Source organism: Marinifilum sp. D737, from assembly GCF_026672275.1.
GTDB lineage: Bacteria > Bacteroidota > Bacteroidia > Bacteroidales > Marinifilaceae > Marinifilum.
The window spans coordinates 21,271-34,715 of sequence record NZ_JANQCD010000021.1 but is presented as its reverse complement, the minus strand read 5'-3'; the positions used below and the strand labels follow the sequence as shown (position 1 = coordinate 34,715).

General features: G+C 34.1%; 14 protein-coding genes. 10 read left to right on the top strand and 4 right to left on the bottom strand.

All coding sequences use genetic code 11. The features are described 5' to 3' along the window. The first annotated feature begins 1 nt into the window (after position 1). The 6 genes from NQ163_RS13140 (at position 2) to NQ163_RS13115 (ending at position 5,027) form a co-directional block, all read left to right on the top strand. Positions 2-535 (top strand): 4Fe-4S dicluster domain-containing protein, encoded by a 534-nt coding sequence (locus NQ163_RS13140; RefSeq protein WP_268190770.1) that lies wholly within the window; start codon positions 2-4, stop codon positions 533-535. A gap of 12 nt (positions 536-547) precedes the next feature. Beyond that, complete coding sequence (gene nrfD / locus NQ163_RS13135; RefSeq protein ID WP_268190768.1) at positions 548-1,489, top strand: NrfD/PsrC family molybdoenzyme membrane anchor subunit; 942 nt, start codon at positions 548-550, stop codon at positions 1,487-1,489. A gap of 33 nt (positions 1,490-1,522) precedes the next feature. Beyond that, positions 1,523-2,044 carry a YeeE/YedE thiosulfate transporter family protein gene (locus tag NQ163_RS13130; protein WP_268190767.1) on the top strand — a complete coding sequence of 174 codons (522 nt, stop codon included), beginning with the start codon at positions 1,523-1,525 and terminating at the stop codon, positions 2,042-2,044. A gap of 25 nt (positions 2,045-2,069) precedes the next feature. Beyond that, the gene (locus tag NQ163_RS13125) at positions 2,070-2,660 is read left to right on the top strand and encodes a YeeE/YedE thiosulfate transporter family protein (RefSeq protein ID WP_110360673.1); all 591 of its coding nucleotides are present in this window, start codon (positions 2,070-2,072) and stop codon (positions 2,658-2,660) included. A gap of 26 nt (positions 2,661-2,686) precedes the next feature. Continuing rightward, a complete protein-coding gene (locus tag NQ163_RS13120; RefSeq protein ID WP_268190765.1) occupies positions 2,687-3,307 on the top strand; it encodes a rhodanese-like domain-containing protein in 621 nt (206 codons plus the stop codon). A 334-nt stretch (positions 3,308-3,641) separates the two neighbouring features. Then, positions 3,642-5,027, top strand: a complete 1,386-nt coding sequence (locus NQ163_RS13115; protein ID WP_268190764.1) for an OmpP1/FadL family transporter — start codon at positions 3,642-3,644, stop codon at positions 5,025-5,027. A 52-nt stretch (positions 5,028-5,079) separates the two neighbouring features. Here the strand turns inward: NQ163_RS13115 and NQ163_RS13110 are convergent, their stop codons facing one another. Then, entirely contained in the window at positions 5,080-6,120 is a 1,041-nt protein-coding gene (locus tag NQ163_RS13110; RefSeq protein ID WP_268190762.1) for a hypothetical protein, read from the bottom strand. A gap of 272 nt (positions 6,121-6,392) precedes the next feature. On the opposite strand from NQ163_RS13110, the gene NQ163_RS13105 reads away from it, so the two are divergent. Both NQ163_RS13105 and NQ163_RS13100 read left to right on the top strand, forming a co-directional pair. Beyond that, positions 6,393-6,914 (top strand): DinB family protein, encoded by a 522-nt coding sequence (locus NQ163_RS13105; protein ID WP_268190761.1) that lies wholly within the window; start codon positions 6,393-6,395, stop codon positions 6,912-6,914. Next, positions 6,902-7,627, top strand: a complete 726-nt coding sequence (locus tag NQ163_RS13100; RefSeq protein ID WP_268190760.1) for an NRDE family protein — start codon at positions 6,902-6,904, stop codon at positions 7,625-7,627. The genes NQ163_RS13105 and NQ163_RS13100 overlap by 13 nt, the downstream gene beginning before the upstream one ends. A 45-nt stretch (positions 7,628-7,672) precedes the next feature. On the opposite strand, the gene NQ163_RS13095 is transcribed toward NQ163_RS13100, so the two are convergent. Then, entirely contained in the window at positions 7,673-9,331 is a 1,659-nt protein-coding gene (locus tag NQ163_RS13095; protein ID WP_268190759.1) for a phosphoenolpyruvate carboxykinase (ATP), read from the bottom strand. A 412-nt stretch (positions 9,332-9,743) separates the two neighbouring features. Continuing rightward, positions 9,744-10,649 carry a site-specific tyrosine recombinase XerD gene (gene xerD / locus NQ163_RS13090; RefSeq protein ID WP_054717346.1) on the bottom strand — a complete coding sequence of 302 codons (906 nt, stop codon included), beginning with the start codon at positions 10,647-10,649 and terminating at the stop codon, positions 9,744-9,746. Positions 10,650-10,835: 186 nt separating this feature from the next. Between xerD and aroQ the strand changes: the two genes are divergently transcribed. Continuing rightward, positions 10,836-11,261 (top strand): type II 3-dehydroquinate dehydratase, encoded by a 426-nt coding sequence (gene aroQ / locus NQ163_RS13085; RefSeq protein ID WP_268190758.1) that lies wholly within the window; start codon positions 10,836-10,838, stop codon positions 11,259-11,261. A gap of 130 nt (positions 11,262-11,391) precedes the next feature. Beyond that, positions 11,392-12,807, top strand: coding sequence for a pyruvate kinase (gene pyk / locus NQ163_RS13080; protein WP_120240226.1), 1,416 nt, complete (start codon positions 11,392-11,394; stop codon positions 12,805-12,807). A 67-nt stretch (positions 12,808-12,874) separates the two neighbouring features. Here pyk and NQ163_RS13075 read toward each other — a convergent pair whose 3' ends face one another. Continuing rightward, positions 12,875-13,438 carry a HupE/UreJ family protein gene (locus NQ163_RS13075; RefSeq protein WP_268190757.1) on the bottom strand — a complete coding sequence of 188 codons (564 nt, stop codon included), beginning with the start codon at positions 13,436-13,438 and terminating at the stop codon, positions 12,875-12,877. Positions 13,439-13,445 lie beyond the last annotated feature (7 nt).

Here is a 13,445-nt window from a genome sequence, read left to right as displayed (position 1 = left end):
TATGAGATATGCAATGGCTATTGATACTAAAAAGTGTGTAGGTTGCAGCGACTGTGTAGTAGCTTGCCAAACCGAAAACGATGTGCCAATCGGGTATTGCCGCGATTGGGTGGTGGAAGTAATGGATGGAACTTATCCTCAATTGGAAATGGAATTGCGCTCGGAACGATGCAATCACTGTGAGAATTCTCCTTGTGTGCGTTGTTGTCCAACAGGTGCAAGTCATTACTCAGAAGGAGGTACTGTTCTTGTAAGCAAGAATGAATGTATTGGTTGTAGTGCCTGTATAACTTCTTGTCCATACGATGCGCGTTTTGTTCACCCGGAAGGATATGTAGACAAGTGTACATTCTGTTTGCATAGGGTAAAAAAAGGAATGCAGCCAGCTTGTGTGGCAGTTTGTCCAACCAAATGTATGTACTTTGGCGATTTGGATGATCCAAGAAGTGAGGTATCTCAAATTCTAAAAAAGAGAAAATATAAAACTTTAATTCCTGAGGCTGGTACAAAACCTCATTTGTATTTCCTAATCTAAAACTGTTAAAAAATGAGAGAAGAAATTATTGTAAGCGGGAGAAACAATCCTCTAATCGACCCTCAATTACATGTTTGGCATTGGGAAATTCCAACTTACTTGTTTTTGGGAGGTTTGGCTGCTGGTTTAATGTTTTTTGCAGCCCTTTATACCATTCGCAACAAAGAAAACGAATACAAAACCGCGGTTAAAATTGCTCCTATTATTGCACCAATTGCTTTGGTTTTGGGCCTAATTGCTTTGTTTTTAGATTTGCATCACAAATTGTATTTCTGGAGATTGTATACCACCATTCGCCTGGAATCACCAATGTCTTGGGGAGCATGGACTTTAATGGTAGTAACACCATTGTCAATGATTTGGACGGCAATACACATGAAGGACATATTCCCAAAATGGAATTGGAAATTTGAAGTAATCGAAGAATTGATTGAATTTTTCAAGAAGCATAAAAAAACGCTTGCGTGGATCATGCTGATTTCATCTGCGATTTTGGGAATTTATACAGGAATATTATTTTCTGCATTTAACGCTCGTCCACTTTGGAATACTTCAATACTTGGACCTTTGTTCCTTGCTTCGGGATTATCTGCAGGAGCAGCGCTTGTAATTTGGATGTCGAAAAACCATGCAGAACGTAAGAGATTTGCGCAATTGGATCTAATGATTATTGGAATTGAATTGTTCTTGATCATCCATATGTTTATGGGATTCCTGGCAAGTACTCAGGTGCAGATTGATGCTGCCAATTTATTTTTAGGAGGAGCATATACTGCACCATTCTGGATTTTCGTTGTATTCCTGGGAATGATTGTTCCTGCAATCCTTGAAGGAATGGAGTTGAAAGGATTTAAAATTCCGGTTGCAATCCCAGTTGTTCTAGTACTTTTCGGAAGTGTTATGCTTCGATTTATTATAGCTTATGCAGGACAGGCTAGCAGATGGCTTTACTAATCTAATTATTGAAAAACTTAAAAACACTATAAAATGAGCGAAGTGAAAAAAACAAAATACTTTAATCCGTATATCGGAGGAGTATTGTTAGGACTTGTGCTTTTGGCGGCAAATTTTGTATCCGGTCGTGGATTGGGAGCAAGTGGGGCAATTAAAAGTGCAGTGGTATCTACAGTAAATACTGTTGCTCCTACCCATGCTGAAAATTCAGCATTCTATAAAAACTATAATGAAACTCACGAAAACCCAATGAAATCGTGGTTGGTATTCCAAATGATGGGAGTTTTAGTAGGTGGATTTTTATCGGGAGCTTTTGCGAAACGATTAAAATTTAAGGTTGAGCATTCACCAAAAATTACATCTAAAAGAAGAATTATTTTTGCCATCCTTGGTGGGATGTTTTTCGGATTTGGCTCACAACTGGGGCGCGGATGTACCAGTGGTTCTGCACTAAGCGGAATGGCAGTTTTATCAGTTGGAGGTTTTTTAACCATGGCTTGTATATTCGGAACTGCTTTTGCCTTGGCTTACTTTTTTAGAAAGAATTGGATTTAATTTTAAATGTATAAACAAATAGATTATGGCACCATTAATTGTTAATGAAATAATTTCACCGGATACCAATTTGTTAATTGCATTTTTAATTGGAATCGGATTTGGATTTGTGTTGGAAGGAAGTGGTTTTTCTTCAAGTCGTAAATTGGCAGGAATGTTCTATGGTTACGACACAACGGTTTTAAAAGTATTCTTTACTGCTGCAATTACAGCAATGGTAGGAATGTTATTTTTTAGTCTTTTTGGTTGGATCGATTTGGATTTTGTATACATCAATCCAACCTATATAACATCAGCAATTGTTGGTGGAGTTGTAATGGGTGTTGGTTTCATTATGGGGGGATTTTGCCCGGGAACTGCTTTTTGTGCCATCTCAATTGGTAAATTGGATGCTTTGGCATTTATTGGAGGATTAACTTTGGGTATTGTTTTCTTTACTGAGGGATATCCATTATTTGAAGAGATGTACAAAGCCAATTACCTTGGTACTCCAACAATGAATGAACTGCTTGATATTCCACGAGGTGTATTTGCTCTTGGGCTTATTCTAATGGCATTTGCCATGTTTTGGGTTGGCGAATGGGCAGAAAAGAAATTCCCACGTGAAGAGTACTAATTATTAATTACCAAAAAATCACGATCATGAAAATGAGATTAATATTAGCTTCGGTATTTATTCCTTTAGGGATAATTATTGCAGCGATACCCGAAAATACAACGAAACCTTTTAAACTAACGGCAGAAGAATTGCTTGATGAAGTCAAGGATGGAACACAATTCGTTAGTACTGATGAGATAGCAGACATGTTGGTTCTAAAAGACCCTAGTCTTCAGCTTATCGATGTTCGTAGCCAGGCAGAGTTTGAAAAATATAGCTTGCCAGGAGCAATCAATATTCCTTTAACCCAGATTCTATCTGATGAATATGAAGAGTATATCGATCAAGGTGTGAAGATGAATGTTTTTTATTCGAATGGGAACCTAAAGGCTAACGAAGCCTGGATGTTGACCAGACAATTGGGATACGAAAACAATTTTGTATTGCAAGGCGGATTAAACTATTGGGCAGAAACCATTTTAAATCCTCAGGCACCAAAATCTGTTATGGCAGATGATGAAATTGCAAAATATGATTTTAGAAAAGGTGCAAGTGCTGCCTTGGGAGGTGGAAATGCTGTGGTAACGAATACCAATACTGTGAAAAAACCAAAGCCTACTATTAAAAAGCGCAAAAAGAAAAAACGTGCTGCAGGAGGTTGTTAGTATAACAATTAATATAAAAAAAGCCTTTTCAATAAATTTCGAAAAGGCTTTTTTTGATACCTGTTGTGAATTAGATAGATAAAAATCGGAAACATCAATGATATATATCTTCTTGAATTTTCAATTATGCAAGTGATTGATACTCTGTTTATTTACATTGAATAAAAATTAGCCGATTGTGTGAAAAATCAAAAAAATAAAGTATTGAAATATAGATAGTTAAAAATGTTATAGGATTAATATATAGATATATGATATACAACATATATGGATGTGATTAGACTTTCTATTTTGTGTTCAAATCCTAATTAATTAAAACTAATTCATTAAGAATATGAAACAAACTATTAAAATTATTATTGCAGCGGTGGTGGTGCTTTCTGGAATGTTTGTAACAAATCCGGCAATGGCAACCGATGGATACTTTAGTTGTGGGTACGGTACTCAAAGTAAAGGTATGGGTGGTGTTGGTATCGCATGGTATAAAAATTCTTTAATCAATGGAAACCCAGCAGGTTTGGTTTCTTTAGGAAAGCAATATTCTATTAGTGTTGGATTGTTTAATCCGAATAGAGAATATACTGTTACAGGTAACCCTTCTATGATGCCTGGTACTTTTGGTTTACTTCCAGGGACTGTTAAAAGTGATAGCAAGATGTTTGTTATTCCTTCAATTGGTGCAAACTGGATGTTAAATGATAAAAGTAGTTTCTCTATTGCTTTGTTTGGAAATGGTGGAATGAACACGGATTATCCGCCTACAACATTACCGGATGGAAGTAAGATGGGAACTTTTGGTAGTACTGGGTCTACTGGAGTAAATCTAATGCAGATGTTTCTTGGAGTATCTTATTCTAGAAATATTGCTAAAAACCATAGCTTTGGTATAACAGGTTTAATAGCATACCAGATGTTTGAAGCTAAAGGCTTGGGAGCTTTTGCACCATTTTCAAGTGCTCCTGATAAGTTAACTGATAATGGTATGGATAATGCTACTGGTTTTGGATTCAAACTTGGTTACATGGGTAAATTGGCCAAAGGTCTAACTCTTGGAGCTAGTTATCAGACCATGTTATATATGAGTGAATTTGATGATTATGCTGGATTGTTTGCTGAGCAAGGTGACTTTAATATTCCTTCAACTTGGACCATTGGTTTGGCTTATGAAATTAATGAAGACTGGGCTGTGATGGCAGATTTCAAGAGAATTAATTATACTGATGTTGCTTCTGTTTCAAATCCAATGGATCCAATGGCATTGCCACCTGCATTTTTAAATCCAGGTGGAAATCCAAATAATCCATCAGATTATACTCCAAATCCAAATCATGTACCACTTGGAGCGGACAATGGAGCTGGTTTTGGTTGGGAAGATATCAACATATTGAAATTTGGTATGGAATATTCAGGTATTAAAGACTGGACATTGCGTGCAGGATATTCTCATACCGAACAACCAATTCAAAGCTCAGAAGTATTGTTTAATATTCTTGCTCCTGGTGTGATTGAAGATCATGTTACATTTGGATTTAGTAAGAATATTGGAGATTCTGGAAAAGCAATACATGTAGCCTTCTGTTATGCATTACCAGCATCAGTTAAAGGATATAATCCAATGGATTATGAGTTTGATACAAATACAGGTATGCCTACCGGTCATAATCAAACCATTAATTTGGATATGAATCAGTTGGAAATTGATATAGCATTCACATTTTAACAGAACTTTATTCTAAAAAAGAGAGGATTTTACTGATAAATCCTCTCTTTTTTTATGCTTTTTGGGTAAAAGTTCGCTTGTATAAAGCACTCATAATTTCTTTAAAAGAATCAGGTTCGTAACCAAGTTTCCTGTTTTCCATGCTGATTTCATATACCAATCTCATGTGTTGTATTATCACTTTATATGCTTTTAGTAAAGGAAAGTCAGGATCATAGATATGTGCTGGTTCAGAATTGGTACCATTTAATTCTATAATTTTGATATTTCTTCCTTTGTACAAGTCTTCAATGCTGTTTACCTTCATATCAAATCGACCATAGTAATATCCATCTAGCGGTTCTGAAATCTTCCTAAAAACAGAAATTAGTTGATCGTTAATTAGCTTGCTTCCATCCAGAAATTTGGTTCCTCGATTATGATTTCCAATGGGTTCTAACTTGTAACTAATGCCAGCTGGAACAATTTGATTCCATTTCGAATTGTATTTGTTTTTTAGATAGGATATTCTGCTCGTAGCCCTGATATTTGCCTTTACCAATTCCGAAAATTTTAATTTTCCATTACCTGTGATTGTTAGAAATTCTTTTCTTACAATGGAAGTAATTCCATCTTTTTTTGAAATTGGGAAACGATGATAGAATACGCCTAATTCAATGGGATAATCGATAAATTCCTGAAAAAGGATGTCTTCATGTTTGTTTTTTAAAAAAGGAAGAAGGTCAGATTCGGAATCAATTTTTTCGACCCCAACACCTCTTTCTCCAACATTAGGTTTGCACACTATTGGAAAATCTATTTCGTGTTCATTCATTAATCCCTTTATTTCAGATATTGGTAGGGAGGAGTTTGCTACAAATCCTTGAGGTATATACTTCCTGTCAAGCTGACTAAGAATTTTCATTTTATCCATTCCAAATGCACCTCCAAATTTCATTGCAGGATTGGCAGGTGTAAAATAAGCAAATGCATTAGCTTTAATAGCAAGGTAAAATCCGTAAAAAAACATTGGGATATAGAAAAACCAGAATGGCCAAAACTCGAAATGAAACCACTTATAAATTATGAATGGGATTTTTATTTTTCTACTCATAGTTTTTTTATAATGATTAAAATGATCTTTTAAGGTAGTAATTTATCTTTTAACTTGAGTTCGATTAAAAATATATACCACAGAAAGTCAGATTTATTTGAGAATTTCTGCTCAAAATCTATTCAAACGGTGACCATATTTATAATTGAACCCAGGTTTTTATTAAAAGTTGATTGGAACGAAATCATGTAAGTATTTGTTAAAATTTCAAAGAACTATGAAATATTTTGATAATTTGATATCTTGTACTTATAACCATTTGAATCATACCTATGCAGAATCAAATATTATTAGCGAATAGAGAAATTTTAAACCAATTAATTCATTTGTGTGAAAATATAACTCCTGCGCAATATTGTATGAGATTAAGCCTCTTGTCTCAAAATACGATAGGTAAACATATGCGGCATATTATTGAATTTTATGATATTTTAATTGAAGCTTACAATGAGAATAAACCAATAAGCTATGATAATAGAGTGCATTGCAGCAAAACAGAAACAAGCCTGGAGTTGACCTTGCAAAGATTAAGAAAAGCTCTTAATTGGGTGGAAAGTGAAGAGCCAGCTAAGGAATTAATGCTGGTTGTTAGTTACGATAGTGAAGGTAAAAATAACATTTCCATTCCTTCCAGTATAGAACGAGAATTGGTATACAATATTGAGCATGCAATTCATCATATGGCAATTATTCGTATTGCTATCGAAAAAGAGTTTCCAGATCTTAAATTGCATAAGAATTTTGGGATAGCTTACTCGACAATTAGGTATAGAGACGATTTATGTGCACATTAACATACATACCAGTAGGGGGAACGAATTTCATTTTCACGACTAATAGAGATGAAGATCCAAATAGAGTAGCCTTGCCACCAGGTAATTATATTGCTAATAATATTGAAAGCTTATACCCTAAAGATCCCGAAGGAAATGGAACCTGGATGTTGTGTAATAAATATTTCAGTGTTTGTTTATTAAATGGAGCTTTTATAAAGCATAAGCATGAACCACCCTATAAAAAGAGTAGGGGACTTGTTGTATTGGAATATGAACGGTTTAAAAATTCACTCGATTTTATATTGAATTTTGATTTCATGGATATTGAACCATTTACAATGATTGTTGTAAGATATGAAAACAAAGTTTCGTTAGAGGAAATTAGATGGGATGGTAGTTCTGTTCATTATAAGCAACTTGATCCGAAAAGAGCTGAGATTTGGTCATCATCCACTTTGTATGATGAAACTGCAAGAGAAATGAGAAAAGCATGGTTTGCAGATTGGAAAATTATGGATGAATTATCATGCTCAAATGTTCTTAATTTTCATAAAAATGCCGGTTGTGATGATTTGCATAATGGGTTGATAATGAACAGAAAAGAGGTGGTAAAAACCACTAGTATTACTCAAATTGTACATGATAGATTAGGAGTGAGAATGAGATATGAAGATCTTCGTTCGGAAGAAGTGACAGAAAGATATTTGACAAAAGAAAAGAGTCTCGATTGAGACTCTTTTTTTTTATATAAGAAATAAAATAACAAGTAGAGTTAATTATTTTCCTGGACATTGTGAAAGGATATCCTGTGGAATGTTTTGATTACCATATGATTTGTCAAAATCAACGGAGAATTTTTTTGCAAGCTTTTCTGCCGTTTTATTGTAATCTTCTTTGTTTTCCCAAGTATTAATAGGATTTAAGATTTCAGTTGGAACATTTTCACAAACAGCAGGAATATTTACATGGAACAACTTGTCTTCAGTATATTCTACATCATTTAATTTTCCATTTAAAGCTGCATCTACCATTGCTCTTGTATACTTTAACTTGATACGAGAACCAGTTCCGTATGAACCACCGCTCCAACCAGTGTTAATCAAGAAAACATTGGTATTGTGTTTCTCCATTTTTTCACCTAACATTTCAGCATAGATGTTTGGATTACAAGGCATAAATGGTTGTCCAAAGAAACGTGAGAAAGTTGCCTGTGGCTCTGTTACTCCGGTTTCGGTTCCAGCTAATTTAGAGGTGTATCCCATTAGGAACCAAAGCATTGCTTGTTCTTTGGTTAGTTTTGAGATTGGAGGCAATACGCCATATGCATCAGCAGTAAGGAATAAAATGGTGTTTGGATTTCCAGATGTTGAACTTTCTTTGATGTTCTTTAAGAAATTAAGTGGATAGCTCGCTCTTGAGTTAGGCGTAAATCTATCGTCAAAGAAATCTAATTCACCATTAGGATAAATCATTGCATTTTCAATAATTGCACCATGTTTGGTATAATCATCTTCGTGCATTACAGCTTCGTAAATTTCAGGTTCGTTTTCAGGCTTGATGTCGATCATTTTAGCGTAACAACCATTTTCAAAGTTGAAAATACCATCGTCACTCCATCCATGCTCATCATCACCTAAAAGTGCTCTGTTAGGATCTGCCGATAAAGTTGTTTTACCAGTACCAGAAAGTCCTAATAGAAGTGCTGAATCCCCATTTTTACCTTCGTTTGCCGAACAGTGTAAAGGAAGAACACCTTTAAATGGTAAATAGTAGTTCATTACTGTAAACATCAATTTCTTCATCGCACCCATGTACGAAGAACCAATAACGATACCGATTTTTTGATCGAAATCAACAACAACGCAAATGTCAGATGTTTCCCCATTAGGAAGTTCTCTTACCAAGCCTTTGTAGCGCTCTTTATTCAACTTGTTGTTTGGTAAAGCGATCAAATGAAATTCATCATTTACAAAAATCGATTTGTGAAGATCATTAGGTACTGGTCTAAACATGTTGTCAATAAAAACCTGACTTAAACTTTTATCAGTAATGGTTTTTACTGGTAATGCATATTTAGAATCGGCACCAATTACTCTATCTGTAGTATAAACTGTTTCTTTCTCATCAATCATCTTTAAAGCGTCTTCAAAAATCATCGAAAACGTTTGCGGATTCATAGCAATATTATTGGCTGATGACCAGTCTATATTTAATTCACTTTCAGGATTTCTTACAATATAAGTATCCTTAGGACTTCTACCTGTAGAATGAGGAGGTGTCCATGTTGCAAGTGAGCCGTTCTTTGTTAAAACAGCTTCTTTGTTTTCTACTGCTTGAGTAATTAGAGATTCTCTTGAAAGATTCTCTTGAATGTTAGAATGCTTTTTTAATGATTCTTGTAATTCTGTAATCATATTAACTTCAATAGCGTTCATGTGACATTTAATATTTGGTTTGGAGCTCCAAAAGTATGACTATATATGCATAAATCCTACTATGTATATATTTTTTTGTAATTTTTAATGTATTATTTCTCAGTAAGTTTTACTACTTTTACCGTGGGGAAAATTGATCTAGGGACGTTGAAAACGCTTCTTTTTTTCAGTTTTCCCTTCTTTTTTTGTTTAAAATAATCCCATCTTTTCTTTGAAATACAAACGTTTGCGTAAATATTACTAGTTCTAAATGATTAAAAATTATGATTAAGTATAGAGTACGCTTGAGAGATAGAGTAGCAGGAAGAATTCTAACTAAAAGTTATAAAAAAACCTCCAAAGCAACCGCCTTGGAGGTGTAAAAAGTGACATTTATTTCAAAATTCCATTATAAAATGGAAAGAAAATTCAATTAGTCTTTAGATCTTGGATGGAAATTTTTGATTGTTTCTTTCAAATACTCTCTATCCAAATGAGTGTAAATTTCAGTTGTTAAAATTGACTCGTGACCTAACATTTCTTGTACAGCTCTTAAATCAGCACCACCTTCTACCAGATGAGATGCAAAAGAGTGACGGAAAGTGTGAGGAGAAACATTTTTCTTCAAGCCAACTTTCTTAGATAAGTTCTTAATGATAGTAAAGATCATTACACGTGATAACTTACGACCTCTTCTGTTCAAGAACAAAATGTCTTCACTATCCTTATCGATATTTAATTTACCGCGATAGTTTTTAAGATACAATTTGATTTCTTTTTTAGCTTTCTTTCCAATTGGAATTAAACGCTCTTTGTTTCCTTTTCCATGAATTTTAATGAATCCCATACGGAAGTGAAGGTTAGAAACTCTTAAATCGATTAACTCTGATACTCTCAATCCACAAGAATATAAAGTTTCAAGAATTGCTCGGTTTCTTTGACCTTCTGACTTGTTCATGTCAACAGCTTTTACCAAAACGTCAATTTCGTCAGTAGTTAAAGTGTCAGGAAGTTTACGTCCAATTTTTGGAGCTTCTAATAAAGCAGTTGGATTTTTTTCGATAATTTCTTCCAATAATAAATACTTAAAGAAAGCTTTAATACCAGAAATTACACGTGCTTGTGTGCGAGGGCTAGTACCTGCATCATTAATCCAAGCAACAAAATCCTTTAAATGCTGAAGTACTACTTCTTCAGGAGTTACCTCAATATTCTTTTCTCTAAAGAAAGTAGTTAACTTAGTAATGTCATTAATGTAAGCATCTACCGAGTTCTTAGAGAGTGACTTCTCTAAGGTGAGGTAGGTCTTAAAATTTTCAATTGTTGTTGTCCATTTCATTTTTATCCAGTTTTTAGTATGTAGTTATAGTTGTAAATAATTTGCTTTATAATTTGTAGTTTTACTCAGTCGTTTAAATATACGAAATGTTTATGATAATTCTTGTGTGCAATTTAAAAAAATATTACGTAAGCTGACAAATTTTTCATATACTATTTATGTTTAACCTTAATTATTTTTGATAAGATGAATTTTTTGATAATAAATGGCCCTAACCTAAATTTGCTTGGAGTACGCGAAAAATCTATATATGGAGAGGTTTCGTTTGAAACTTATTTTGAGGAGTTAAAGAAGATGTACGGAAAAATTCAACTCGAATATTACCAATCCAATATAGAAGGAGAATTGATAAATGAAATACATCGTGTAGGTTTCGATTATGATGGTATTATTCTAAATGCTGGTGCTTATACTCACACTTCTGTAGCTCTTGGAGATGCGATTTCTGCTGTGAATGCGCCTGTTATTGAGGTGCATATATCAAATATCCATAAAAGAGAATCTTTCCGGGGAAAAACCATGATTGGAAAAGATTGTATTGGCACAATTGCAGGATTTGGCTTGGATTCTTATCGCCTGGCGGTAGAAGCTCTTTTATCTCGTTTGGATTAACGTTTATTTTTTTGTGATAAAAGTTTTTTTTACATCGTTTGCAATTTATGCTATAGAATATTTGCCTATATCCTTGTGGTAATATTGACTATCTTTGTATCGCCAAAACTAATAATGAAAGAGTTTTTCTATGAAGAAGCATACGAAAATTATTGCAACGATTTCTGACAAGAGGTGTGATGTCGAATTTCTTACACAACTTTTTGAAGAGGGTATGAACGTTGTAAGGCTTAATACAGCACATCAAACACATGCCGATGCCCAAAAAGTAATTGATAATGTAAGAGCTGTTTCAGACAGAATAGCTTTACTTGTGGATACAAAAGGTCCTGAAATCAGAACAGTAGATGTTGAAGATGATTTATTCCTTAATAGTGGTGATAAGATTAAAATTAAGGGAAAGAAGGAGGATGAAGAGGCAGGTGACTGCTTGTTGGTTAGCTACGAAGATTTTGTAAATGATGTAGAAGTAGGTAAGAAGATCTTGATTGATGATGGAGAACTTGAGTTATTAGTTATTGAAAAGCATGATGACTTCTTGCTTGTAGAGGCTAGAAACGAAGGTCCAATTAAAAATCGAAAGAGTGTAAATGTACCTGGAGTTTCTATCAAACTACCTTCACTTACTAAAAAAGATAGAACTTTTATCGACTTTGCTATCGAACAGGATATTGATTTTATCGCTCATTCCTTTGTTAGAAACAAAGAGGATGTTATTGAAATTCAAAAAATCCTGGATAAATATGATTCCAAAGTTAAAATCATAGCAAAAATAGAAAATCAGGAAGGTGTTGATAATATTGACGAAATTCTTGATCATGCGTATGGTATAATGGTTGCAAGAGGCGATTTGGCTATTGAAATACCTGCACAAAAATTACCTGTTATTCAACGAAAAATCATTAGAAAATGTATGGAGCGTAAAAAACCTGTGATTATTGCAACCCAGATGCTCCATTCAATGATTAAAAGTCCTAGACCAACACGTGCAGAGGTTAGTGATATTGCAAATGCAATATATAATAGAACTGATGCTATCATGCTAAGTGGAGAAACTGCTTATGGTGATTATCCGGTTGAGTCGGTTCGTACAATGAAAGAGGTTGCCATTGAGGTTGAGAAAGAATTGTATCCTGATACAAGAAAGAATTTTGTGCCTAGTAACCAGGAGTTAACAGCAATTTTGGCTCGATCAGCAGTAAAATCATCTCAATTACTTCCTGTAAAAGCAATTGTAACCGATACCTTAACAGGAAGAACAGGCCGTTATCTTTCAGCTTATAGAGGAACTTCTCCGGTTTATGCATTGTGTTATTCAAAAAGAGTTATGCGAGAATTGGCTCTTTCATATGGAGTTGAAGCTGGTTATAGAAAATTATTAGCTAGTAGAGATGAGTACGTGAAACAATCGATGTATACTTTAATGGAAAAGAAATACTTCACAGGTGATGATATGGTGATTATCATTGGAGGTAGTTTTGGTCCATCTAAGGGTGTTTCTTTTATGGAGATCAGTAAAGTAGATCAGTTGACACATAAAGTGTAACAAGATAATATTGAAGCAAAAAAAATGCGAATCATCTCGATTCGCATTTTTTTTAAATCCTACTGGATTAATACCTTAAATATATTAGAACCAGTGCTATTCCAATGCCAATTCCCGATATGGAAAGCTTAAAACTTTTCCTGTCGGTTTTGAATACAGCAATAATTATAGCAGAAATCAACAATCCTACCAATATAATTAATAGGAATGCTGCCAATACTCCAAGGCTGTATCCTGATAAGTGAATGAATTTTAAGTTACTGCCAAATGCTTTCAGGTAATGTAAGCTAATACTGGTGCCAACTACCAATCCGATTAATGCGAAAAAATTGTATCGAATTGCATTTGCCGATAAGTTGTTTGAAATCATATGGTGAACTCCAACAGCCAATATTGAAATTGCTGTTGCCAACCTGATGGTTGAATAAGAGAAATGTGTGATTTTAAAACATGCTAATAGTAATCCCACAAGAGAACCAATACCAAGGGCAAGGAAAAGTGAAAATAAATTTTTCCATTCTTTTAGCTGAAAAACAATGCCGAAAAGCAATAGGATTAAAAGATGATCAAAAAGAGATAGTGAAATTAAGTATGAAAAAGCGGATTCGAATCCGGATAAAAATTGTTGCATATTGTTC